The 22,287-nt window shown below is 74.6% G+C and carries 20 protein-coding genes; 14 read left to right on the forward strand and 6 right to left on the reverse strand.

Annotated features, from left to right (window positions below; genetic code table 11):
• The first annotated feature begins 37 nt into the window (after window positions 1-37).
• Window positions 38-1,354: an acetyl-CoA C-acyltransferase FadI gene (gene fadI / locus rosag_RS02725; protein ID WP_284348483.1), complete on the forward strand. Its 1,317-nt coding sequence runs from the start codon at window positions 38-40 to the stop codon at window positions 1,352-1,354.
• On the forward strand, window positions 1,351-3,615 hold the full coding sequence (locus tag rosag_RS02730) for a 3-hydroxyacyl-CoA dehydrogenase NAD-binding domain-containing protein (protein WP_284348484.1): 2,265 nt from the start codon (window positions 1,351-1,353) through the stop codon (window positions 3,613-3,615). The genes fadI and rosag_RS02730 overlap by 4 nt, the downstream gene beginning before the upstream one ends.
• A gap of 183 nt (window positions 3,616-3,798) precedes the next feature.
• On the opposite strand, the gene rosag_RS02735 is transcribed toward rosag_RS02730, so the two are convergent.
• Window positions 3,799-4,290: a hypothetical protein gene (locus rosag_RS02735; protein ID WP_284348485.1), complete on the reverse strand. Its 492-nt coding sequence runs from the start codon at window positions 4,288-4,290 to the stop codon at window positions 3,799-3,801.
• Window positions 4,291-4,600: 310 nt separating this feature from the next.
• Here rosag_RS02735 and rosag_RS02740 point away from each other — a divergent pair, with 310 nt between their 5' ends.
• From rosag_RS02740 to rosag_RS02755, 4 genes are all read left to right on the forward strand, one after another.
• Window positions 4,601-5,137 (forward strand): RNA polymerase sigma factor, encoded by a 537-nt coding sequence (locus rosag_RS02740; protein ID WP_284348486.1) that lies wholly within the window; start codon window positions 4,601-4,603, stop codon window positions 5,135-5,137.
• Window positions 5,130-5,858, forward strand: coding sequence for an isoamylase early set domain-containing protein (locus rosag_RS02745; RefSeq protein WP_284348487.1), 729 nt, complete (start codon window positions 5,130-5,132; stop codon window positions 5,856-5,858). Before rosag_RS02740 ends, rosag_RS02745 begins: the two co-directional genes overlap by 8 nt.
• Window positions 5,855-6,634 carry a hypothetical protein gene (locus tag rosag_RS02750; protein ID WP_284348488.1) on the forward strand — a complete coding sequence of 260 codons (780 nt, stop codon included), beginning with the start codon at window positions 5,855-5,857 and terminating at the stop codon, window positions 6,632-6,634. Before rosag_RS02745 ends, rosag_RS02750 begins: the two co-directional genes overlap by 4 nt.
• Before the next feature lie 172 nt (window positions 6,635-6,806).
• Window positions 6,807-8,051 carry a glycogen-binding domain-containing protein gene (locus rosag_RS02755; protein ID WP_284348489.1) on the forward strand — a complete coding sequence of 415 codons (1,245 nt, stop codon included), beginning with the start codon at window positions 6,807-6,809 and terminating at the stop codon, window positions 8,049-8,051.
• 403 nt (window positions 8,052-8,454) lie between these two features.
• Here rosag_RS02755 and rosag_RS02760 read toward each other — a convergent pair whose 3' ends face one another.
• Window positions 8,455-8,952, reverse strand: a complete 498-nt coding sequence (locus rosag_RS02760) for a hypothetical protein (protein WP_284348490.1) — start codon at window positions 8,950-8,952, stop codon at window positions 8,455-8,457.
• 187 nt (window positions 8,953-9,139) lie between these two features.
• Between rosag_RS02760 and rosag_RS02765 the strand changes: the two genes are divergently transcribed.
• The 5 genes from rosag_RS02765 (at window position 9,140) to rosag_RS02785 (ending at window position 16,485) form a co-directional block, all read left to right on the forward strand.
• Window positions 9,140-11,506, forward strand: a complete 2,367-nt coding sequence (locus tag rosag_RS02765) for a S9 family peptidase (protein ID WP_284348491.1) — start codon at window positions 9,140-9,142, stop codon at window positions 11,504-11,506.
• Window positions 11,503-13,188, forward strand: a complete 1,686-nt coding sequence (locus tag rosag_RS02770) for a M14 family metallopeptidase (protein WP_284348492.1) — start codon at window positions 11,503-11,505, stop codon at window positions 13,186-13,188. The genes rosag_RS02765 and rosag_RS02770 overlap by 4 nt, the downstream gene beginning before the upstream one ends.
• Window positions 13,185-13,682: a GNAT family N-acetyltransferase gene (locus tag rosag_RS02775; RefSeq protein ID WP_284348493.1), complete on the forward strand. Its 498-nt coding sequence runs from the start codon at window positions 13,185-13,187 to the stop codon at window positions 13,680-13,682. Before rosag_RS02770 ends, rosag_RS02775 begins: the two co-directional genes overlap by 4 nt.
• Window positions 13,683-13,820: 138 nt before the next feature.
• Window positions 13,821-14,381: a heme NO-binding domain-containing protein gene (locus rosag_RS02780; RefSeq protein WP_284348494.1), complete on the forward strand. Its 561-nt coding sequence runs from the start codon at window positions 13,821-13,823 to the stop codon at window positions 14,379-14,381.
• 16 nt (window positions 14,382-14,397) lie between these two features.
• Window positions 14,398-16,485: a putative bifunctional diguanylate cyclase/phosphodiesterase gene (locus rosag_RS02785; RefSeq protein ID WP_284348495.1), complete on the forward strand. Its 2,088-nt coding sequence runs from the start codon at window positions 14,398-14,400 to the stop codon at window positions 16,483-16,485.
• Here rosag_RS02785 and rosag_RS02790 read toward each other — a convergent pair.
• The 4 genes from rosag_RS02790 to rosag_RS02805 all read right to left on the reverse strand — a co-directional run bounded on the left by rosag_RS02790 (window position 16,482) and on the right by rosag_RS02805 (window position 19,651).
• Window positions 16,482-17,126, reverse strand: coding sequence for a hypothetical protein (locus tag rosag_RS02790; RefSeq protein ID WP_284348496.1), 645 nt, complete (start codon window positions 17,124-17,126; stop codon window positions 16,482-16,484). The genes rosag_RS02785 and rosag_RS02790 overlap by 4 nt on opposite strands.
• Window positions 17,127-17,131: 5 nt before the next feature.
• Window positions 17,132-18,721, reverse strand: coding sequence for a TonB family protein (locus rosag_RS02795; RefSeq protein WP_284348497.1), 1,590 nt, complete (start codon window positions 18,719-18,721; stop codon window positions 17,132-17,134).
• Window positions 18,718-19,104 (reverse strand): BlaI/MecI/CopY family transcriptional regulator, encoded by a 387-nt coding sequence (locus tag rosag_RS02800; protein WP_284348498.1) that lies wholly within the window; start codon window positions 19,102-19,104, stop codon window positions 18,718-18,720. Before rosag_RS02800 ends, rosag_RS02795 begins: the two co-directional genes overlap by 4 nt.
• A gap of 91 nt (window positions 19,105-19,195) precedes the next feature.
• Window positions 19,196-19,651: a hypothetical protein gene (locus tag rosag_RS02805; RefSeq protein ID WP_284348499.1), complete on the reverse strand. Its 456-nt coding sequence runs from the start codon at window positions 19,649-19,651 to the stop codon at window positions 19,196-19,198.
• A 174-nt stretch (window positions 19,652-19,825) separates the two neighbouring features.
• On the opposite strand from rosag_RS02805, the gene rosag_RS02810 reads away from it, so the two are divergent.
• From rosag_RS02810 to rsgA, 3 genes are read left to right on the forward strand one after another with little or no spacing between them, the layout of a single operon-like run.
• Entirely contained in the window at window positions 19,826-20,806 is a 981-nt protein-coding gene (locus tag rosag_RS02810; protein ID WP_284348500.1) for a proline dehydrogenase family protein, read from the forward strand.
• Complete coding sequence (locus rosag_RS02815) at window positions 20,803-21,216, forward strand: hypothetical protein (RefSeq protein ID WP_284348501.1); 414 nt, start codon at window positions 20,803-20,805, stop codon at window positions 21,214-21,216. The genes rosag_RS02810 and rosag_RS02815 overlap by 4 nt, the downstream gene beginning before the upstream one ends.
• Window positions 21,213-22,226 (forward strand): ribosome small subunit-dependent GTPase A, encoded by a 1,014-nt coding sequence (gene rsgA, locus rosag_RS02820; protein WP_284348502.1) that lies wholly within the window; start codon window positions 21,213-21,215, stop codon window positions 22,224-22,226. The genes rosag_RS02815 and rsgA overlap by 4 nt, the downstream gene beginning before the upstream one ends.
• Window positions 22,227-22,287: the final 61 nt, after the last annotated feature.

A 22,287-nucleotide genomic window follows, 5' to 3' on the forward strand; every position in this document is an offset into this window, starting at 1 on the left:
GGTGGCGACCGCGCCGCGGGCCACTACGTTTGCGCCCATGACCGATCCGAACCTCCTCGAGCCCGTCGCGTACGGCGCCCCCGGCCGCCGCGTCGCCATCGTCGCGGGGCTGCGCACGCCGTTCGCGCGGGCGGGCAGCACGCTCGCCGGCCACAGCGCGACCGAGCTGGGGCGCCGCTGCGTGGCGGAGCTGCTCGCGCGCACGGAGCTCGACGGGCGCGAGGTGCAGGCGATCGTCTACGGCACGGTCATCCAGGCGGTGCAGGAGCCGAACATCGCGCGCGAGATCTCGCTGCTGCCGCAGCTGCCGAAGGGGATCCAGAGCTTCACCGTCAGCCGCGCGTGCGCCTCCGCCAACCAGGCGATCACCGACGCGGCCGACCAGATCATCCTCGGCCACCTCGACTGCGCGATCGCGGGCGGATCCGAGTCGCTGTCGCAGGTGCCGGTGCTGCACTCGCGCCGCATGAGCGACATCCTCGTCGCGGCGAGCAAGGCGAAGTCGATCGGCGGGCGCGTGCGCACGCTGGCGACGATCCGCCCGAAGGACCTCGTGCCCGTCACGCCCGCGATCGCCGAGCCGTCCACCGGCGAGACGATGGGGCAGAGCGCGGAGAAGATGGCGAAGCTGAACGGCATCCGTCGCGAGGACCAGGACGCGTGGGCGCTGCGCTCGCATCGGCTGGCGGCGCAGGGCACGCGCGACGGGCGGCTGCTGGAGGAGATCATGCCGCTCTACCTGCCGGGCGGCGCGGTGATGGACCGCGACAACGGCGTGCGCGAGGACACGTCGCTCGAGAAGCTCGCGACGCTGCCGCCGGTGTTCGACCGCAGGTACGGCTCGGTGACCGCCGGCAACGCGTCGCCGCTGACCGACGGCGCGAGCGCGGTGCTGCTGATGCGCGAGGACAGGGCGGAGGCGCTCGGCTACGAGCCGCTCGCCTACATCCGCAGCTACGCGTACGCCGCGCTCGACCCGGGCGAGCAGCTGCTGCAGGGGCCCGTGCTGGCGATGCCGGTCGCGCTCGCGCGCGCGGGGCTCACCGCGCGCGACATCGACCTGATCGAGATCCACGAGGCGTTCGCGGCGCAGGTGCTGAGCAACCTGCAGGCGCTGCAGTCGCGGGCGTGGGCGGAGCGCGCGGGCTTCCGCGAGCCGGTGGGAGAGCTGGACCGCGACCGCATCAACGTGATGGGCGGCTCGATCGCGGTGGGGCATCCGTTCGGCGCGACGGGCGCGCGCGTGCTGACGACGCTGTGCCGCGAGCTCGCGCGGCGCGGCGGGCAGTTCGGCATGCTCTCCGTGTGCGCCGCCGGCGGGATGGGGCACGTCATGATCGTGGAGCGCGCATGAGCGCCGCGCGAACGAGCGAGCGCGCCATCGAGCGGGTGCACGACGCGCTGACGCTGGAGATCGTCGACGGCGTCGCCGTCGTCACCTTCGATCTCTCCGACTCGCCGGTGAACGTGCTCGGCGCGCCCGCGGCGCGGGCGTTCGGCGCGCTGCTCGACCGGCTGGAGACGGACACGGCGATCCGTGCGGCGGTGCTGCTGTCGGGGAAGCCCGACTCCTGGATCGCGGGCGCCGACATCGAGCAGTTCCTCACCGTGCGCGACGCCGCCGACGCGGAGGCGCTGTCGCGGCAGGGGCAGGCGATGGTCGACCGGATCGAGCGCGCGCGCGTGCCCGTCGTCGCCGCGGTGCACGGCGCCGCGCTCGGCGGCGGTCTCGAGGTCGCGCTGGCGTGCGCATGGCGCGTCGCGACGGAGCATGCCAAGACGACGTTCGCGCTTCCCGAGGTGCAGCTCGGCCTCATCCCGGGGATGGGCGGCACGCAGCGGCTCCCGCGACGCGTGGGGCTGCAGCTCGCGCTCGACATGATCCTCACCGGGCGCAGCGTGCGCGCGCGCAAGGCGCTCGCGATCGGGCTGGTGGACGATCTCGTGCATCTGTCGATCCTGCGCGAGGTCGCGCTGCGCCGCGCGCGCGAGCTGGCCGACGGCACGCGGAAGGCGAGCGAGAAGCCGCGTCGGCAGGGCGCCGGCGGTGCGCTGCGCGGCATCGTGCTCGAGGACAACCCGCTCGGCCGCACGGTGGTGTTCAGCAAGGCGCGCGAGTCCGTGATGCAGAAGACGCGCGGGCAGTTCCCGGCGCCGCTCGCCGCGCTGGACGTCGTGCACGAGGGCTTCGCGCGCGGCATGGAGGCGGGGCTCAAGGAGGAGGCGCGCCGCTTCGGCGAGCTGGCGGTGGGCGACGTGTCGCGCGAGCTGGTGTACCTCTTCTTCGCTACGACCGCCCTCAAGAAGGACACGGGCGCGGGCGACGGCGCGACCGCGCGACCGGTGCGCGCGCTGGCCGTGGTGGGCGCGGGCTTCATGGGGGCGGGCATCGCCGCGATCGCGGCGCGTCACGGCACCCCGGTGCGACTGAAGGACGCCGACGACGCGCGCGTCGCGAAGGGCCTCGACACCGTGCGCGGCATCCTCGGCGAGGCGCTGCAGAAGAAGCGCGTGACGCGGCTGGAGCTCGCGCAGCAGCAGGGGCTCGTGACCGCGACGGCGGGCGAGAGCGGCTTCCGGCACGCGGACCTCGTGGTCGAGGCGGTGTTCGAGGACCTCGCGGTGAAGCGGCGCGTGCTGAACGCGGCGGAGCGTCTGGCGCCGGGCGCGGTGCTCGCGACGAACACGAGCACGATCCCGATCGGTCGCCTGGCGGACGGGCTGGAGGATCCGACGCAGCTGGTCGGCATGCACTTCTTCTCGCCTGTGCAGAAGATGCCGCTGCTCGAAGTCGTCGCCGGCACGCGCTCCGCGCCCGAGGCGGTGGCGACGGCGGTCGCGTACGGGAAGCGGCTGGGGAAGACGGTGATCGTCGTCGGCGATGGACCGGGCTTCTACGTCAACCGCATCCTCGCGCCGTACCTGAACGAGGCCGGGTGGCTGCTGGAGGAGGGCGTCGCGATCGACGCGATCGATCAGGCGCTGGTGCGCTGGGGCTTTCCCGTGGGCCCGTTCCAGCTGATGGACGAGGTGGGGCTGGACGTCGCCGCGAAGGCGGGCGCGGTGGTGGGCGAGGCGTTCGGCGCGCGCATGGCGCCCGCGCCCGCGCTGCGCCGCGTGCTGGAGAGCGGGCGCGCGGGGCGGAAGGGGAAGCAGGGCTTCTACGCGTACGACGCGGACGGCAAGCGGCGCGGCGTGGACGCGAGCGTGTACGGCGTCGCGGGCGTGCCGGCGACGCGCGCGCCCGCGACGCGCGCGCCCGCGCCGCGCGGTCCCGACGGACAGCCCACGGGTCCGAGCGACGCCGACATCGTGGAGCGCACGGTGTATCCGATGCTCGACGAGGCGGTGCGCTGTCTGGAGGACGGCGTGCTGCGCGCGCCGCGCGACGGCGACGTGGGCGCGGTGTTCGGCATCGGGTATCCGCCGTTCCGCGGCGGTCCGTTCCGCACGATCGACGCGATCGGCGCGGACACGATCGTGCGCACGCTCGAGACGCTGGCCGCCCGTACCGGCATGGGGCGGTTCGTGCCGAGCGAGCGTCTGCGGGCGATGGCGCGCGCGTCGGGGGATGCGGCGCGGTTCCATCCGCGCGACGGTCGGCCGGGTGAGTGAACCGCGGCCCGCCGGACCCGAACGGCAAGGGCAGCAAGGATGAAGGTCCGACAAGATCGGATAGGAGCGGATGGCTCCGATGGAGTGCGAAGATGATCGCACCACACGGAGCCATCCGTCGTCATCAGATCTGGTCCGATCTTATCCTTGCTGCTGTTGCCGTTCGGGTCCGGCGCGCGACGCTCAGTGCGCGTCGCGCTCACGCGAGCGGCGCGGGGCGCCGGGACGCGGCGGGAGCGTGCGCGGGCGCGACGCGTCGCGGGTGCTGGCGATGCCCGCGTGGCGCGCGGCGCGGCGACGGGGCCGCAGCCAGCGCAGGAGCCGCTCGCGGAGGCGGGGGCGGCCGGAGCGGCGCCGGTCGTACGACGACCACGTGGCGGGCCCGGGGCGGGGGCGGGTGCGCCCGGGCAGCGACCGGATCGCGCGCCACGCGACCCAGGCGGCGAGCGCCACCGCACCCGCGCCGCCCAGCAGGGGCAGGCCGAGCCAGGCCAGGGCGCCACAGAGGGCCCCGCCGATGAGTGCTGCGCCGACCGTGGCGCCCCAGTCCCGCTGTCCCGCGTCCACCTCGTCCTCACACGCCGTCGCGGGGAGTGCCCGCGGCTCGTCCGCCGGCGCCGCGCCCCCCGCGCCGCCGTCCCCGGGCAACGCACCTTCCAGACCGCGCGCGCGCACGGGCGACGACGCGCGTGACGCGCGCCCGTGACGTGCGTCGCAGGACGTGGCGCGTGGACGACGTGGCGCGCGCGCCACGGCGCGCCCGGACGAACGGAACGGGGCGCTGCGGTGTCTCACAGGTACGGGGGCGGACACGCCCGCGGTCCGTCGCATGTCCAGGGACATCCAAGCCGCGCTGCGGTGCGGAGTTCCGGGCCGTGACGGGACCCCCGCGGGCGAGTATATCTCCACGAAGCGCCCGGCTCGGCGCCGTGCACCGCCGAGCCGGTGACCCGAGTGCACGGACGGGGGTCTATCGGTCGTGGAGATGAGCGACGCGGCGATCGTCGCCCAGGTTCTGGGTGGTGACGTCGATGCATACGCGGAGCTGGTGGGCCGGTATCGGCCGCGCCTGTCGCGCTATGCGCTGCGGATGCTCGGCAATCGGGAGGATGCGCAGGAGGCGCTGCAGGATGCCTTCGTGCGGGCCTATCGGTCGCTGGGTCGGTGCGACGACCCGGAACGCTTCGGGTCCTGGCTGTTCAGCATCCTCGTCAACCGATGCCGGACGACGGGGGGGCGGTCGGCCCGACGGGCGCGGACCTTCGTCTCCGACGAGGCCGCGGCGCGGGTGGCCGTGGACGCGCACCCCGCCGAACAGGCGGCGTGGCGCGAGGAGATCGAGCGGGCCCTGGCCTTGCTCGATGCAGAGCAACGCGAGGCATTCCTGCTCAAGCACGTCGAGGGCTTGAGCTACGAGGAGATGGCGGAGCTCACCGGTGCCGGTGTCTCTGCCCTGAAGATGCGCGTCAAGCGGGCCTGCGATCGGCTGCGCGGACTGCTGCAGGAGGCGTACAGTGCTTGAGAGCGATCTGGCCACGCACGACCACGAGGACGATGCGATCCTTCGCATCGCCCGTGCGTTGGGTGGGCCGGAGGATCTGGGCCCGGCGGTGGACCGGGCGGTGATGGCGACGCTGCGCGCGGCCCCGGTGACGGTGGTCGCGGGCGGCGCCGCGCTCGCGACGCGCCGGGACCTCGTGGCCGTGCGCCGCGAGCGCGGCGCGGCGGCGCGGGCGTGGGGCTGGCTGGTGCAGCCGCGGGCGATCCGCGTGTCGCCGCTCGGCGCCCTGGCCGCCGCGGGGCTCGCCTTCGTGGCCGCCACGCTCGGCATGCGCCGCGACGGTGAGAACCGTGAGCGCCTGGCGAACAGCCAGACTGGCGAGTTCCCCGTCCTCACCGGCGAGTTCCCCGCGATCCGCACCAGCAGCGAGCCGATGGTAACCGCCGCCGCCTCGCGCACGCGCGACACGGTGTTCGTCACCCGCTTCATGATCGTCGCCCCGAACGCGAAGCAGGTCTCGCTGGTGGGCGACTTCAACGACTGGGACCAGGTCTCGACCCCGCTGCTCAAGGTCGCCGCGAACGGCGTCTGGACGGCCGAGGTCAAGCTGCCCCCCGGCCGGTACGCGTACGCCTTCCTGGTCGACGGCCAGCGGTGGATCGCCGATCCCGCCGCGCCTCCCGCCGTCGGCGACGACTTCGGCCGACCGAGCTCGGTCGTGACCGTGGGGACCGACGCATGACCACGACCGGGCGCCCCGCGGGGGCGATCGCGCGCGACGGGATGGGGGGACGCATCCGCGTCGTCCGGACCCTGGCCGGCTGGGTGGCCGCGCTCGCGCTCGTGAGCGCGCCCGGAGCGCTGCCGGCCCAGCAACCCGCCCAGCAGCCGGCGCCGCCCGCGGCCGCCCGCGGCTCCACGCCCGCCTGGCTCCGCGCCCGGCTGGACGGACGCCTCGACTCGGCCAGCCGCGTCGTGGTGGAGCGCGTGATCGACTCGGTGCACGCGAGCGGGCTGCCCGCGGAGCCGCTGGTCGACAAGGCGCTCGAGGGCGCGAGCAAGCGCGCGCCGCGCGAGGCGATCCTGCGCGCGCTGCGCACGCTCGCCGCCGACCTCGCGGTCGCGCGGGCGTCGCTCGGCCCGCAGTCGCTGGCGGGTGAGCTCACCGCGGGCGCGGTCGCGCTGCGCGGCGGCATCGACGACGAGGCGCTGCGCCGGCTGCGGCGCGAGCGTCAGGGCCAGCCGCTGGTGGTCGCGCTGGGCGTGCTGACGGACCTCGTCGCGCGCGGCGTGCCCGCGTCCGACGCGTCGCGCGCGGTGCTCGACCTCACGCGCGCCGGCGTCGCCGACGAGCAGCTCGTCGCGTTCCGCCGCGACGTGGAGCGCGACATCGGCATCGGCGCGCCGCCGGCCGCCGCGGCGACGCTCCGCGCGAGCAGCCTGGCGCTGAACCTCGGGCGCGACGGCGCGGCATCCGGCGCGGCCAGCCGCACGCCGGCGGGGCGCGCCAAGCCCTGACGCCGCGCGGCGTGACGGGGTAATGCAGCGGGCGGCGACCATCGGTCGCCGCCCGTTCGCGTCGCAGGACGTGCCGGCGGCGTTGCACGAGCGCCACACGCGGCGCGGTCGCCGCGGTCGAGCACGCGCGATACCTTCCTACCATGCTCGTCCTCTCCCCGCTGCGCCCCGCGTGCCGCACGGCCTGAGCGCCGCACCACGACGCGCGCGCGGCTGCCGGCCGCGCGCCTGGGCGCTCGGCGCGCTGGCGGCCGCCGGGTGGACGCGCGCGGCCGCGGCGCAGTTCGGGACACGCGTGACCGCCAGCGTCGACGTGGGCGCGGCGAGCGTGGCGTACGACGACTTCGAGCGCGCGGGCCTCGTGTCGGTGACGCCGACGGTGCGCGTGGAGGGCGCGCGCACGATGTTCGTGGCGCGCGGCGCCTACTCGCGCTTCGAGACGGGAAGCTCCAGCATCCAGGGCTCGGTCGCCGGCTCGCTGGTGTCGCCGGCGTTCTGGAACGTGCGCGGCGAGGCGTTCGCGACGGCGTCGGCCACGCGCTATCGCGACATGCCCGCGGCCTCCAACGTGACCGCGCTCGGCCGTCTGCACTACGCGACGGACACGTACGGCGCGTGGGCCGGCACGGGGGCGGGCTTCGTGGCGCAGGGGCAGTTCTTCCCGGACGCGCTGGTGCAGCTGGACTTCGGCGCGTGGCGCCGCATCGGGCGCACGACGTACTCGCTCTCGGCGACGCCGACCTGGGTCGGGCGGCCGGACGCCATCGGCTTTCCCGGACCGGCCCCCGTGGGACGCGTGGACTACACCGACTACGCGGCCGCCATGCGCTGGCAGCATCCGAGCGCGGAGTTCGTGGCGTCGACGGGGCTGCGGGCAGGCGGAGGACCGGACCGGATTCCGGGCGCGCGCCGCTGGCTCGAGAGCTGGACGTCGATCTGGGTGACGCGGCGGCTGGCGATCGTCGGCGGCATCGGCGCGTTCCCGAGCGACGTGCAGCAGGGGCTGCCGGGCGGCCGCTACGCGTCGGCGGCGCTGCGCGTGGCGACGCGGCGGCCACCGGTGAACGATCCCGCCGTGCGCGCCGAGCTGACGCTGCCGTACGAGCTGAATCGCCTGCGGCGCGGGCGCGCGAACGCGGAGCGGTTCACCGTCGTCGACGACGCCACGGGGCTGCGCGTGATCACGGTGCGGGTGCCCGACGCCGCGCGCGTGGAGCTGATGGCCGACTTCACGGACTGGCTCCCGGTGCCGCTGATCCGCGCGGGGCGCGACGAGTGGCGGATGGCGATCGCGATCGCGCCGGGCGTGCACCGCGTGAACGTGCGCCTGAACGACGGCCCGTGGACCGTGCCGCCGGGGCTGACCTCGGTGCGCGACGACTTCGGCGGGGCGGTGGGGCTGCTGGTCGTGCGGTGACGCGGCGGATGCGGGCTGCGGATCCTGCGCCGTGCCCTCGGCACGCATCGTCGCGCCCGGGCGGCTGGCCTTTGGGGAGGATGCGGATGCTCCGGATCGGAACGGATGAGACGGATCGCTCTGAGTGGCCACGACGCTCCGTGCACTGGTGCGGAGCGATCCGGAGCATCCGCTCACATCCGGAGCATCCGCATCCCTCCCGAGAGCCACAAGGCACCGGCGCGCCGGACCCGACCGGCCAACGGCTTTGACAGGATTGAACGGATTGAACGGACAAGATCTGATGTGACTTCCTCGTCGGGCGTGGCTCCCTGCGCCGCGAGGAGCGTACATCAGATCTCGTCCTGCACTCCGTCCAATCCTGCCCGTAGTTGCCGTTCGGGGCCGGCGCGATGCGCTCGAATCAGCGGCGCGCCACCGTCAGCGGCACGTCCACGTACAGCGGATGCGGCGGCACCACGTGGCGCACGCGGATCGTGTAGCTCCCCGCCGACGCGGCGATCACGCGGCGGTCGTGCTGCACCACCGAGTCGCCCGGCGCGAGCGTGCTGGTCACGCTGTACGCGGCGCAGTGGATGAACGGGTTGGCGAGCACCGCGTCGCGGCCGGTCTCGAAGTCGAGCCCGCACACGACGTGCTCCACGCGGACCGGCGCGGCGCCGCGGTTCACGAGCACCGAGCGGACGTCGATCGTGTCGCCCGTCGCCGGGCGCGCGGGCGTGATGACGACGCGCTGCTGCAGGCCGTCGGCGGTGCGCTCGACCGGGGTCGTGCTGAGCGAGGGAGCGGTGATGCCGTCGACCGTCGTGGCGCTGCTGCAGGCGGCCGTGCCGGCCGCGAGGCCGGCGAGGGCGCCGAGCGCGAGCCGACGGGCGACGCGCGAACGAAGCAGGTGGGACATGGGATCTCGATGGTGCCGAAGTGATGGTGGAGCGGGCCCGCGGAGCGTCCGGCCGCGCGGTGCGCGTCGTCGTCCTGCCCCTGCTACCCACCCCTCCGGGCGGCGGTCACGCGCCCCGGTCGACGGTTAGCTTCTGGGGTCGCGCCCACGCGTCGCGTGGTGCGCCGGGTCCCCTTCGCGCTCCCGCATGCGCCACGCCTCCCTGCGTCGTCCCCTCGTCGCGGCCGCCATCGCGGCATCGCTCGCCTCCGCGTTCGTTCCCGCGCTCGGCGCCCAGCAGCCGGCGGCCGATACACGGCGCCTCACCGTCGAGCGCATCTTCGGCGGACGCGAGCTGACGCCGTTCGGCGCGCCCGGCGTGCGCTGGATGAAGGACGGCCGCTCCTACGTCGCCGCGCGCGCGGCCGAGGGCGGGCGCGGCACGGAGCTCGTGCGCGTCGACGCGCTCACCGGCGCCGCGACGGTGCTCGTGCCCGCGAGCGTGCTCGTGGACGCGCGCGGCCAGCCGATCGCGGTCGAGGAGCTCGAGCTCTCGCCCGACGAGCGCAAGGCGCTGCTCTTCAGCAACTCGGTGCGCGTGTGGCGCACGAACACGCGCGGCACCTACCACGTCGTCGACTTCGACGCGCGGCGCGTGATCCCGATCGCGATCATCACCACGCCGGGCACCGGCGCCTCGCGCGCGGCGGACTCGATGCCCGCACCCGCCCTCGGCCAGAACCCCACGGCGTCGTCGCTGCCGAGCTTCATCGGGCGCGGCCTCGCGAGCGGCGCGGCCGATCCGGACCTGCAGCAGTTCGCGAAGTTCTCGCCCGACTCGCGCAGCGTGGCGTACGTGCGCGCGAACGACCTGTGGGTGAAGGACCTCGCGAGCGGCGCCGTCACGCGCCTCACCACCGACGGCTCGGACGACGTCATCAACGGCACCACCGACTGGGTGTACGAGGAGGAGCTGGGGCTGCAGGACGCCTTCCGCTGGAGCCCCGACTCGCGGCGGCTCGCGTACTGGCGCTTCGACCAGCACGCCGTGCCCGCGTTCCCGATGGTGAACGAGACCGCGGAGCAGTACCCGCTGGTGAGCGTGCTGCGCTACCCCAAGGCGGGCGCGCCGAACTCGCGCGTCACCGTGGGCGTGGTGGCGGCCGCGGGCGGACCCACGAAGTGGATGGACGTCGGCCCCGACACGGGCCAGTACGTCGCGCGCATGGAGTGGGTGGACGCCGACTCGATCGCGGTGCAGCGGCTGCCGCGCAAGCAGGACCGGCTCGACCTGCTGCTGGTGAGCGCCACAACGGGCCGCGCGCGCACGGTGCTCACCGACCGCGACTCCGCGTACGTCGACGTCGAGGGCGAGGCGGTACGCTGGCTCGACGGCCGTCGTCGCTTCCTCTACCGCAGCGATCGCGGCGGCTGGCGCGGCTGGTGGCTGTACGACCGCAGCGGGCGCCTGATCCGCCAGGTGACGCCGAACGGCGCCGACCACCTGAGCGTCGCCGGCGTCGACGAGCGCGCGGGCGTCGCCTACGTGACCGCCGCCGCGCCCACGCCGACGGAGCGCAACCTCTATCGCTGCGCGCTCGCCGGCGCGGCGCCGAGCTGCACGCGCGTCACCGCGCAGCCGGGCACGCACGCGGTGGACGTCGCGCCCGGCGCCCGCTGGGCCATCGACACCTGGTCGCGACTCGGCCGCCCGCCAGTGGTGACGCTGCACGAGCTGCCGGCGATGCGCACGGTGCGCACGCTCGAGGACAACGCGGCGGTCGCGCAGCGGCTGGCGGCGCTCGAGCTCGCGGCGCCGCAGTTCCTGCGGGTGCCGATGGCCGACGGCACGCAGCTCGACGCGTACCGCCTCGTGCCGCCGCGCTTCGACAGCACGCAGGCGCACCCGGTGCTGATGTACGTCTACGGCGGGCCCGCGGCGCCGCAGGTCAACGACGCGTGGAGCGGCACGCGCTTCCTCTGGCACCAGATGCTCGCGCAGCAGGGCTACGTCGTGCTGGTGGTGGACAACCGCGGCGCCGCCTGGCGCGGCCGCGACTTCCGCAAGCTCACGCAGTACCGGCTCGGCGTGCAGGAGTCGTCGGACCAGATCGAGGCGGCGCGCTGGGTCGCGCGGCAGCCGTGGGCCGACGCGAAGCGCGTCGGCATCTGGGGGTGGAGCTACGGCGGCTACATGACCGCGCTCTCGCTCGCGCGCGGCGGCAGCGTGTTCAAGGCAGGGATCGCGGTCGCGCCGGTCGTCGACTGGCGCTTCTACGACACGATCTACACCGAGCGCTTCATGTGGACGCCGCAGGAGAACCCGAACGGCTACCAGCTGAGCGCCGTCGGCTCCTACGTCAACAACCTGACCGCGCGGCTGCTGCTGGTGCACGGCACCGGGGACGACAACGTCCACCCGCAGAACTCGACCGTGCTCGCCGACCTGCTGCAGCAGGCGGGCAAGCCGTTCACGATGATGCTCTACCCGAACCGCACGCACTCCATCTCGGGCGGGCGCACGCAGGTGCACCTGTTCGACACGTTCACGCGCTTCGTCCTGGAGAACCTGTGAAGGCTCGACTCGTGTTGGCCGGCGCGGCGTCCCTCGTCGCCGCGGGCTGCGCCGCCGGCGGCGCCTCGCAGGTGGACCGCGACCTCGCGCGCATCCGGGCCGAGGCGCTGCGCCACGCGCCGCGCCCGCTCACGCGCGCGGAGCGGACCCAGTACCAGGAGACGTCGCGCCACGAGGACGTGCTCGCGTTCCTCGACTCGCTGGTGGCGATGGATGGGCGGCTGGTGCGCACGTCGATCGGGCGCAGCGGCGAGGGGCGCGACCTGCCCGCGATCGTCGCGTCGCGGCCGCGCGTCGCCACCCCCGCGGAAGCGCGCGCGCTCCGCCGGCCCGTCGTCTACGTGCAGGGCAACATCCACGCGGGCGAGGTGGAGGGGAAGGAGGCGCTGCAGATGGTGCTGCGCGACCTCGCGCTCGATCCGCATCCGAACGTGCTCGACTCGATCGTGCTGGTGGCGGTGCCCATCTACAACGCCGACGGCAACGAGAAGTGGGGGCCGCAAGCGCGGCAGCGCGGCGCGCAGAACGGGCCCGAGACGGTCGGGCAGCGCCCGAACGCCGCGGGGCTCGATCTCAACCGCGACTACGTGAAGCTGGAGGCGCCCGAGACGCGCGCCTCGCTCGCGGCGTTCAACGCGTGGGACCCGGACGTGTTCGTGGACCTGCACACGACCAACGGCAGCTACCACGGCTACGCGCTCACCTACTCGCCATCGCTGCACCCCGCCGCGCCGCTCGGCGCCTTCACGCACGACACGGTGCTCCCGGAGCTGCGCCGCCGCATGAAGGCGCGCCGCGGCTTCGAGACGTTTCCGTACGGCAACTTCGGCGCGGATGAGGGCATCGGGCCGCGGCAGCCGCTCACCGACTCGGTGAAGACCGGCTGGTACACGTACGAGCACAAGCCGCGCTACGGCACCAACTACTACGGGCTGCGCGGCCGCCTCTCGGTGCTCAGCGAGGCCTACTCGCACGACCCGTTCGGCCGGCGCGTCGCGTCGACGTACGCGTTCGTGCGCGAGCTGCTGTCGCTGGTGGCCGAGCGGCCGACGGCGGCGCGGCTCGCGGCCGCGCGCACGCAGACGCCCACTCCGGCGCGGCCCGGTGGCGCGGTGCCGATCCGCGCGCGCTTCGCGCCGCCGTCGCGGCAGCCCGTCCTCGTCGAAGTGCTCACGGCGACCGGTGACTCGTCGCGGACGGAGCCCGGTGTGCCGCGCGGTATCCGCCGCACGGGGCGCTACCTCGCGCAGGAGATGCCCGTGGTCGACCGCTTCGCGGGCACGCTCACGCGCGCGATCCCCGCCGGCGGCTGGGCGATCGACGCGGCGGCGCCCGGCGCCGACTCCGCGGTGAAGCTGCTGCTCGCGCACGGCATCCGGGTGACGCGCGCGGGCTCGCTCGCCGCCACCGACGTCGAGACGTTCCGCGCCGACTCGGTGGTGAAGGCGGCACGTGCGTTCCAGGGCCACCAGGAGGTGCGGCTCGAGGGGACCTGGCGCACGGAGCGGCGCGCGCACGGCGACTCGTTCGTCGTGTCCGCCGACCAGCCGCTGGCGCTGCTCGCGCTCCTGCTGCTCGATCCGCAGAGCGACGACGGCCTCGCGACGTGGAACGTGTTCGACGCGGCGCTGCGCGTGGGCGGCGACTTCCCCGTGACGCGGCTGCTGGTGCCCGCGCCGTGAGCGGCGCGGCGTCGTACGTGCTGCGATCGCACCGCCCCGGCGACATGGGGTGGGTCGTGCAGCGGCACGGCGAGCTGTATCACGCGGAGCACGGCTGGGACGAGCGCTTCGAGGCGCTGGTCGCGCGCACCGCGGCCGACTTCATCGAGCACCTCGACCCGGCGCACGAGCGGTGCTGGATCGCGGAGCGCGACGGCGTGCGCGTGGGCTGCATCTTCGTCGTGCGGCATCCCGAGCGTGAGGGCGTCGCGAAGCTGCGGCTCTTCCTGATCGAGCCGCACGCGCGCGGGCTGGGGCTCGGTCGGCGGCTGGTGCGGGAGGTGACACGCTTCGCGCGCGACGCCGGCTACCACACGATCACGCTCTGGACGCAGAGCACCCTGCTGGCCGCACGGCACCTGTACGCCGAGGAGGGCTACCGCCTCGTGCACGCGGAGGTGCACGACAGCTTCGGCGTGCCGCTCACGGCGGAGACGTGGGAGCTCACGCTCTGAGTCGCGCGCGTGTCGGAGTCGTCATGATGTGGTGGCCTCGCGTTGCCGCACCGTTGCCCACCCGGACCTGCATCGTCTGACTCGGACCATGCCGGCGTCGGCCGGCCGTGCCGCGACGATCAGGAACGGGAAGGGCGGATGAAGGGGATCGTGTTCAACCTGCTCGCCGACCTGGTGCGGCGGGACTTCGGCGACGACGCCTGGGACGACCTGCTCGACGCCGCCCACGCGTCCGGCTCCTACACGTCGCTCGGCACCTACGAGGACGCGGAGCTGTTCCGCCTCGTGGCCGCGGCGTCGTCCGCCCTCGGGCGCACGCCCGACGACATCCTGCGCTGGTACGGCCGCGGCGCGATGCCGCTGCTGGCGGAGAAGTACCCGCAGTTCTTCGCGGCGCCGGGGTCCACGCGCCCGTTCCTGCTGACGCTGAACCACATCATCCACCCCGAGGTGCGGAAGCTGTACCCCGGGGCCGACGCGCCCCAGTTCGAGTATCCCGACTCGGCCACCGACGCGCTGGTGATGGAGTATCGCTCGGCGCGGCAGCTGTGCATGCTGGCCGAGGGCTTCATCGCCGGCGCGGCCGACCACTTCGGCGAGACCGTGGAGATCGCGCAGTCCGAGTGCATGCACCGCGGCGACGCGCGCTGCGTCTTCCAGCTGCGCTTCGCGCCAGGCGGCGCACCGGTCGCGAGCTGACGCCGCCCACGCCACCGTGAGCATCGAGCGCGCACCCGGACCGTTCGGCGAGCGTCCGGAGGAGTCCGCGGACGCACAGGTCGCGCGCCTCACGCGGCGCCTGGAGCGCGAGCGCCGCGCGCGCGTCGAGGCCGAGGCGGTGGCGGAGCGCGGCCTGCGCGACCTGTACGAGCGCCAGCGCGAGATCGTGCTCCTGGGCGCGATCAGCGCGGAGGCGAACCGCGCGACGTCCGTGGAGGCGGTGCTGCGCTTCGCGCTCGAGCAGCTGTGCGCGCACACCGGCTGGCCGGTCGCGCACGTGCTGCTGCCCGCGCCGCCGGACGACGCGGCCGCGGAGCCGGGCGTCGCGGCGCTCGTGACGTCGGGCATCTGGCACTGCCGCGCGGCGACGCCGTACGCCCCATTCGTGGAGGCGACGGCGAGGCGCCGCTTCGCGCACGGCGAGGGGCTGCCGGGGCGCATCCTCGCGTCGGGCACGCCGCTCTGGATCACGGAGATCGCGGAGGACGAGCGCTTCCCGCGCTGGCGCGAGGCCGCCGCCGCCGGGCTGCGCGCGGGCTTCGGGCTGCCGGTGCTGGTGGGCGAGCAGGTGGGCGCGGTGCTCGAGTTCTTCTCGGAGGCGACGGTGCCGCCCGACGGCCCGCTGCTGGAGCTGGCCGCGCACGTGGGCCTGCAGCTCGGGCGCGTGCTGGAGCGCAAGCGCGCCGAGGAGCGCCTGGTGCACGACGCGTTTCACGACGCACTCACCGGGCTGCCCAACCGCGCGCTCTTCCGCGAGCGGCTGGAGCTGGCGGTGAAGCGCGCGCGGCGCCACACGGACTACCGCTTCGCGGTGCTCTTCCTCGACCTCGACCGCTTCAAGCTGGTCAACGACAGCCTGGGGCATCACGTCGGCGACCGGCTGATCGAGGAGGCGTCGCGGCGGCTGGCGCGCTGCCTGCGCCACGACGCGCTGCTGCCGCTCGCGGCGGGCACGCGCTCGCCCGGCGAGGACACGCTGGCACGGCTCGGCGGCGACGAGTTCACCGTGCTGCTGGACGACATCCGCGAGGACAGCGACGCGTTCCGCGTCGCGGAGCGGCTGCAGGCCGTGCTGCAGGAGCCCTTCGTGCTCGACGGCCACGAGATCGTCACCAGCGCCAGCATCGGGGTGGTGACCAACGGCCGCATCGACGGCGCCGACAGCGTGGACGCGCTGCTGCGCAACGCCGACGCCGCGATGTACCGCGCGAAGGCCAACGGCCGCGCGCGCGCGGAGCTGTTCGACACGACGATGCACGCGCAGGCCATGGCGCGCCTGCGGCTGGAGTCCGAGCTGCGGCGCGCGCTGGAGCGCGACGAGTTCCGGCTCGTCTACCAGCCCATCATCGCGCTGGCGAGCGGCGACGTCGCCGGCTTCGAGGCGCTGGTGCGCTGGCAGCATCCGACGCGCGGCCTCGTCTCGCCGATGGAGTTCATCCCCGTGGCCGAGGAGTGCGGGCTGATCCTGCCGCTGGGCGACTGGGTGCTGCGCACCGCGTGCCGGCAGCTGCGCGCGTGGCAGGCGACGTTCCCGGCGGCGGCGCGCATGACGATGAGCGTCAACATCGCGCCGCGGCAGTTCGCGCAGCCCGACCTGCTGGAGCGCGTGCGGCGCGTGCTGGTGGAGACCGACCTCGAGGCGTCGTGCCTGAAGCTCGAGATCACCGAGACCGCCGCGATGGGCAACGCCGCGCGCACGCAGGAGGTCCTGCAGGCGCTGCACGCGCTCGGCGTGCGGCTCAGCATCGACGACTTCGGGACGGGCTACTCGTCGCTCAGCTACCTGCGCCGCTTCCCGCTGCAGACGCTGAAGATCGACCGCTCCTTCATCGACGGGATGGACCGCGAGCAGGAGAGCCGCGAGATCGTGCGCGGCATCATCGTGCTCGCGACCACGCTCGGCATGGACGTCGTGGCGGAGGGCGCCGAGACGCAGGAGCAGGTCGCACACCTGCGCGAGCTCTCGTGCGGCTTCGGGCAGGGCTACTTCTTCCAGCGCCCGGCGGACGAGGCCACGATCACGGGGCTGCTCGCGGCGATGGCGCCGGAGGTGGCGCCGGAAGCGGCGGGCGCGGCCTCCTAGCAGGCCAGCGTGTAGTTGTCGGCCAGCGTCTCCGCGCGCTCGGCCGACCGCTCGGCGGGGCCGGCGAGGTTCTGCGGGCTGCAGGCGAAGGTGCGGCCGCCGCCACCGCGTCCGCCGGGCGTGCCCTCCAGCTGGAAGACCAGCCACGCGCGATCGAGCGGCACGTCGGCCGGACGCGCGATGCGGAAGCGCAGGTCGGTGACCGTGCGCACGTCGCCCAGCCGCAGCGTGTCCGCCACCACCACCGGCTCGCTCTCGGCGTGCGCGGTCCAGGCGCGCGGCTGGCCCGGCGTCAGCTCGGCGCTGGTGACGATGAGCGCCTTCACGCGCGTGCCGACGGACACGAGCGGCCGCACGTCGACGATGCGGCCGTCCTCGCGGACGACCATCGGCTCCGCGCTCGTGCCGCCGCCGGGCCACGGCGCGGTGACGAGCGCGGAGTCGACGCGGACCTCGATCGCGTCCTTCGTCACGCGCCAGCTGCCGCGGAAGCGGCCGGCCGGCGAGTAGACGCTCGCGAGCGACGAGATCTCGAAGCCCGGCGCTCCGCCGCGGCGCGGCAGGTGCGCGCAGGCCGTCGTCGCGAACAGGGCGAGCAGCGCCACCGTGGCGCGCCCGGCAGGGCGGAGGGCTCGAATCATCGACGTCAGAGCGGGCGCTTGGTGAGAGCGAACTGGAACGGCTGCTGGACGAGCTGCTTCACCGCCTTCCCACCCACGCGGGCCGGCTCGAAGCGCAGGTCGGTCACGGCGTCGATCACCGCGTCGGCGAAGAGGTGGCTGCCCGTCGCCTTCAGGATCCGGACGGGCCCGACGACGCGACCCGCCGTATCGACGACGAACTGCGCCAGCACCTCGCCTTCCAGGCCGAGCCGCCGCGCCTCCGCCGGGTAGCGCGGGCCGCGCACCTCCCCGGCCGGCCTGACCGGCTGCTCCACCTGGTATTCGAAGTACACCGCGCCGGCCGAATCTGTGTCGGGCACCACGATCTGCAAGCGCGCCAGATCGGGGTCGGCGGACCTGGGCATGAGCTCGCCCGATGCCATGCGCGGCGACGTCGGCGATCCGGGCCCCGTCACCTTGCGTGGCAGCAGCGTCGTGTCCGGCGTTCCGAGCTGCCGCAGCATCGGCGCGAGGCCGATCATCAGCGAGTCGACGCCGCCGTCGGCGCTCCGCAGCGCGACCGCCACCGAGTCCTCGAGCGTGCGCGCCCGCGCCATGTCGGCCGCGTCGTCGCGCGGCCGGCTGGCGACCATGTCGGGCGCCGCGCACGCGAGCAACGCCGCGACGGTGGACGCGCCCGCGACACCACCGAGTCCGAGCGTGCGCGCGAGGCGGACGCGCGGACGCAGCGGGCGCGCGCGCATCGTCGCGATGCGGCGCTCCAGGTCGGTGGGCGACGGCGCGAGCGCGGAGAGCGCGGCGAGGGCGGGCACCGCGGCGCGCGCCTGGTCGCGGCGCTGCGCCACGGCCAGCAGCAGCAGCCCGTAGCGCGTGACGTCGGGATGCGCGCGCAGCACGCGCGCGTCGCAGTCGATCTCGATCGCGGCACGGAGCCGGCGCGCGATCCACCACGCGGCGGGATTCCACGGCATCGCGGCCACCAGCAGCGCGCCGGCCATCAGCAGCGCCGGGTCGCCCGCGCGCGCGTGCTCCTGCTCGTGCCGCAGCACCAGCGCGCGCAGCGGCCGCTCCAGCGCGAGCGCCCACGCGGGGAGCACGATGCGCGGCTGCCGCACGCCCAGCACCGCGGGACCCAGGTCGGGCGCGACGGCGACCGCGACGCCGTCCACGACCTCGGGCGTCCACGCGCGGGCCGCGCGCCGCAGCGCACGCACGCCGCGCCAGAGCACGAGGAGCGCGAGCGCGGACGTCGCCAGCCAGAGCAGCGCCAGCGGCCGCTCGAGCGCCGGCAGCGCGTCGCGCGCGACGGCCATCAGGTCGCTGCCCGCGGTGCCCGTGGCGCGCACGACGACGGCGGGCAGCTCGTGGACGGGGATCGATCCGGACCGGCTCCGGGCCGTCGGGGCAGGGGCGAGGAGGGTGCGCGCGACCGCCGCGGCGCGCGGCGCGACCAGCACGGCGGCGACGGGCAGCAGGGCGGTGACCGCGAGCGCGGCCACCCACGCGCCGCGCGCGGGACGCCGCCAGAGCCGCAGCGCGCCCTCCGCCGCCCCCGCACCCAGCGCGGCGGCCGCGCCGCCGACGATCGCGGCCAGCATCAGGAGCGCGATCATGCGTCCTCCCGCGTGGCGGCCTCGTCGTCGCGCAGCGCGCGCGACAGGCGCTCCAGCTCCGCGGCGTCGAGGCCGCGGTCGTGCACCAGCTGCGCGACCAGCGCCTCGGGGGAGCCGTGGAACAGCTTGTCCACCAGCCGCGAGAGCGCGCTGCGTCGGGCGGCCTGCCGCGCCACGACGGGGAAGTAGCGGTAGGCCTTCCCCTCGCCCTCGTGCCGCACCAGCCCCTTGCCCTCGAGGTTGCGGAGGATGGTGAGGACGGTGGTGTAGGCGAGGGTGGTGGGCAGCGCCTCGCGGACCTCGGTGACGGTGCCCGAGCCCAGCTCCCACAACACGCCCATGACGTCGAGCTCCCGCTCGCCGAACGAGATCTCCATCTCCATCGCCGACTCCTACTATGTGGTTAGTATGAAGATGGGACGCGTGGGCGCGCCTGTCAACTATCCACCTAGTACGATGCCGGCGCCGTTCGCGCTAGCCCGCCGTGCGCACGTAGTCGCGACCGTCGAGCCGGAGCACGGTCCCCGTCACCCCGACCAGCACCGCGTACGACGCGCGCACGGTCGACGCGACGCCGGTCCGGTCGAAGCGCAGCAGGAGCACGCCGCCGCCCGCGTCCCACGCGAACGCCTGCTGCTCCACCGTCAGCGGGACGCCGAGCTGGGTGCGGACGGTCGTGGAGCGGGTGCCGGAGCCGTCCGACGCGAACGTCCACGTCTGCTCGCTGAGGACGCCGCCCTCGTTGGCGATCCGCGTCCAGCTGCCGACGAGCGGGGCCTGGCCGCGGCCGACGGCGATCGTCAGCCCGCCGCCCGTGCCTCCGGTGCCGGATCCGCTCAGCGCGGACGGGGCGAGCACCGCGTCGATCGAGGTCGAGTCGTCGCACGCCGCCAGGGTCGCGGCGAGCGTGAGGAGGATGAGCGTCCGCATGGCGGGACCTCCGGGGCGCGACGCCCCATTCGGGACGGGGGACTGGCCATCGCTGGCGGTGCAGGGTTCGTGCGCGGCGCCGGGGACCCCGGTCCCATCGCCCGGGCTGGTATATTTCCGGCCTTCCCGCCGGCGGCCGCGCGCCGCGGCACCATCCGACTCCCGTCCGACCTCATGCTGCGCAACGCGCTCCTCTACCTCTCCAACCAGCAGCGGGTCTTCCGGTTCATCCGCGACAACCGCCTCGCGAAGCGCTTCGCGTCGCGCTTCGTGGCCGGCGAGACGATCGAGGAGGCGCTGGAGGCGGTGGCCGCGCTGAACGGGCGCGGCATCCGTGCGTCGCTCGACCTGCTGGGCGAGAGCGTGACGAACGCCGCCGAGGCGCAGCAGACCGGCCGCGAGTACGTCGAGCTGCTGGAGCGGATCCAGGCGCGTGGGCTGGACGCCAACGTCTCGGTGAAGCTGACCGCGATGGGGCAGGACATCGACGAGGGGCTGTGCGTCGAGACCATCGGCGCGGTGCTGCGCACGGCGCAGGGCTTCGGCAACTTCGTGCGGCTCGACATGGAGTCGAGCGCGTACACGCAGAAGACGCTCGACCTGTTCTATGGCCGTTTGTACCCCGCGTACCCCGAGAATGTCGGCATCGTGCTGCAGAGCTACCTGTACCGCACCGACGACGACGTGAAGCGCGCCAACCAGGAGCGCTGCCGCGTGCGCATCTGCAAGGGCGCGTACAAGGAGCCGCCCGCAGTCGCGTACCCCGACAAGGCGGACGTCGACAAGAGCTACGTGCGCGCGATGCAGGCGCTGATGCGCGACGGCCGCTATCCCGGCATCGCGACGCACGACGAGGCGATCATCGCCGAGGCGAAGCGGTTCGCGAAGGCGGAGGGGATCGCGACCGACCGCTTCGAGTTCCAGATGCTGTACGGCGTGCGCCGCGACCTGCAGGACGCGCTGGTGCGCGAGGGCTACAACGTGCGCGTCTACGTGCCGTTCGGGACGCAGTGGTATCCGTACCTCATGCGCCGGCTGGCCGAGCGTCCCGCGAACGTCGCCTTCATGACGGGCAACATCGTGAAGGAGGTCATCGGCGGGCGCCGCAACGCGTCGCGCAACGGCACGCGCCCGCGCGTGGGCCCCGGCGCGTGACGGCCGCCGTGCCGGGCCTGCACCTCCCGCCCGACGACGACGCGGGCGACGAGTCCACGCTCGGCGGCTACGCGGCGGTGCACAAGCGCCCGCCCGCGTTCGAGGGGATCGACGGGCTGTCGTACAGCGTCGAGCTGTGCGCCGACACGACCGACGATCCCGCGCGCCCGTGGGGCGCGTACCTGCTCTTCCTGCGCTGGCGCCGCATCGGCGCGCCCGGCATCGACGCGCATCTGGAGACGGACTTCATCATCCGCGGCGACGACGAGGCGGGCGTGCTCGCCGCGCTCGGCCGCATGCCGCTGCTGACCGCGAAGGCCACCCTCGACGCGCTGGTGCGCAAGCAGGAGGGCGGCCCGCCGAAGCGGAAGTGGTGGGACGTCATGGCTGCCGAGGAAGACGAAGCGTGAACGGCGTCGTCCTGGGTGGCACCGGCGGCATCTGGCGCGTCCTCGGCGACGACGGCGTCGTGCGCGAGGCGTCGCTGCGCGGGCGGCTCAAGAAGTCGGACGAGGGGCGGCGCGCCGACGGCTCGCTGCGGCGCGACACCGTGGCCTCCGAGTCGCGGCGCGGCAAGCTCGCGGTGGGCGACCGCGTCACGCTGGCGACGGACGCGCGCGACACGGGCGCGTGGGCGATCGACGCGATCGCGCCGCGCCACTCGAAGCTCGCGCGGCGCAGCCCCGGCGGCGGCTACGGCGAGCGCGTGCTCGTCGCCAACGTCGATCAGGTGCTCGTGGTGTTCGCGGCCGCGCGCCCCGAGCCGCACGAGCGCATGCTCGACCGCTTCCTGGTCGTCGCGGAGGCCAACGAGCTGGCGGCGCGCATCGTCGTCAACAAGGCGGAGCTGGTGGGCGACGGCGACGCGGTGCGCGGCGAGGCCGTGGTGCGCGAGCGCTTCGCGGACTTCACGCGCGCGGGCTATCCGCTGCACGTCACGAGCGTCGCGCAGCGGCACGGGCTGGAGGAGCTGCGCGAGGTGCTGGTCGGCCGCACGTCGGCGCTCACGGGGCCGTCGGGCGTCGGCAAGTCGTCGCTCATGAACGCGCTCTATCCGGGGCTCGACCTGCGCGTCGGCGCGATCAGCGAGAGCGTCAACAAGGGGCGCCACACGACGGTGGGCGCGCTGCTGCATCCGCTGCGCGGCCCCGACGCGAGCGTCGCCGGCTTCGTCGTCGACACGCCGGGGCTGCGCGAGATCGGCTTCTGGGGGCTGCCCGCCGAATCGCTGGACGAGTGCTTCCCCGAGCTGCGGCCGTACCTGGACGAGTGCCGCTTCGGCGACTGCGCGCACGTCTCGGAGCCCGGGTGCGCGGTGCGCGAGGCGGTGGCCGAGGGCGCGGTGAGCCGCGCGCGCTACGAGAGCTTCCTCAAGCTGCGCGAGGAAGTCCGCGAGGGCACGCCGCCGGAGTGGGCCTGATCGGCGGTCCGCCGTGTCGATCGGCGACATGCCGTCCCCGCGCGGGGACGACGCATGGGGG

It is taken from the genome of Roseisolibacter agri, assembly GCF_030159095.1.
Classification (GTDB): domain Bacteria; phylum Gemmatimonadota; class Gemmatimonadetes; order Gemmatimonadales; family Gemmatimonadaceae; genus Roseisolibacter; species Roseisolibacter agri.

What these genes read in the sequence shown, in the direction of transcription:
- fadI (WP_284348483.1), top strand. Translation starts at nt 38, where the DNA reads ATGACCGATCCGAACCTCCTCGAGCCCGTCGCGTACGGCGCCCCCGGC.
- rosag_RS02730 (WP_284348484.1), top strand. Translation starts at nt 1,351, where the DNA reads ATGAGCGCCGCGCGAACGAGCGAGCGCGCCATCGAGCGGGTGCACGAC.
- rosag_RS02740 (WP_284348486.1), top strand. Translation starts at nt 4,601, where the DNA reads ATGAGCGACGCGGCGATCGTCGCCCAGGTTCTGGGTGGTGACGTCGAT.
- rosag_RS02750 (WP_284348488.1), top strand. Translation starts at nt 5,855, where the DNA reads ATGACCACGACCGGGCGCCCCGCGGGGGCGATCGCGCGCGACGGGATG.
- rosag_RS02760 (WP_284348490.1), bottom strand. Translation starts at nt 8,952, where the DNA reads ATGTCCCACCTGCTTCGTTCGCGCGTCGCCCGTCGGCTCGCGCTCGGC.
- rosag_RS02765 (WP_284348491.1), top strand. Translation starts at nt 9,140, where the DNA reads ATGCGCCACGCCTCCCTGCGTCGTCCCCTCGTCGCGGCCGCCATCGCG.
- rosag_RS02780 (WP_284348494.1), top strand. Translation starts at nt 13,821, where the DNA reads ATGAAGGGGATCGTGTTCAACCTGCTCGCCGACCTGGTGCGGCGGGAC.
- rosag_RS02790 (WP_284348496.1), bottom strand. Translation starts at nt 17,126, where the DNA reads ATGATTCGAGCCCTCCGCCCTGCCGGGCGCGCCACGGTGGCGCTGCTC.
- rosag_RS02795 (WP_284348497.1), bottom strand. Translation starts at nt 18,721, where the DNA reads ATGATCGCGCTCCTGATGCTGGCCGCGATCGTCGGCGGCGCGGCCGCC.
- rosag_RS02800 (WP_284348498.1), bottom strand. Translation starts at nt 19,104, where the DNA reads ATGGAGATGGAGATCTCGTTCGGCGAGCGGGAGCTCGACGTCATGGGC.
- rosag_RS02805 (WP_284348499.1), bottom strand. Translation starts at nt 19,651, where the DNA reads ATGCGGACGCTCATCCTCCTCACGCTCGCCGCGACCCTGGCGGCGTGC.
- rosag_RS02810 (WP_284348500.1), top strand. Translation starts at nt 19,826, where the DNA reads ATGCTGCGCAACGCGCTCCTCTACCTCTCCAACCAGCAGCGGGTCTTC.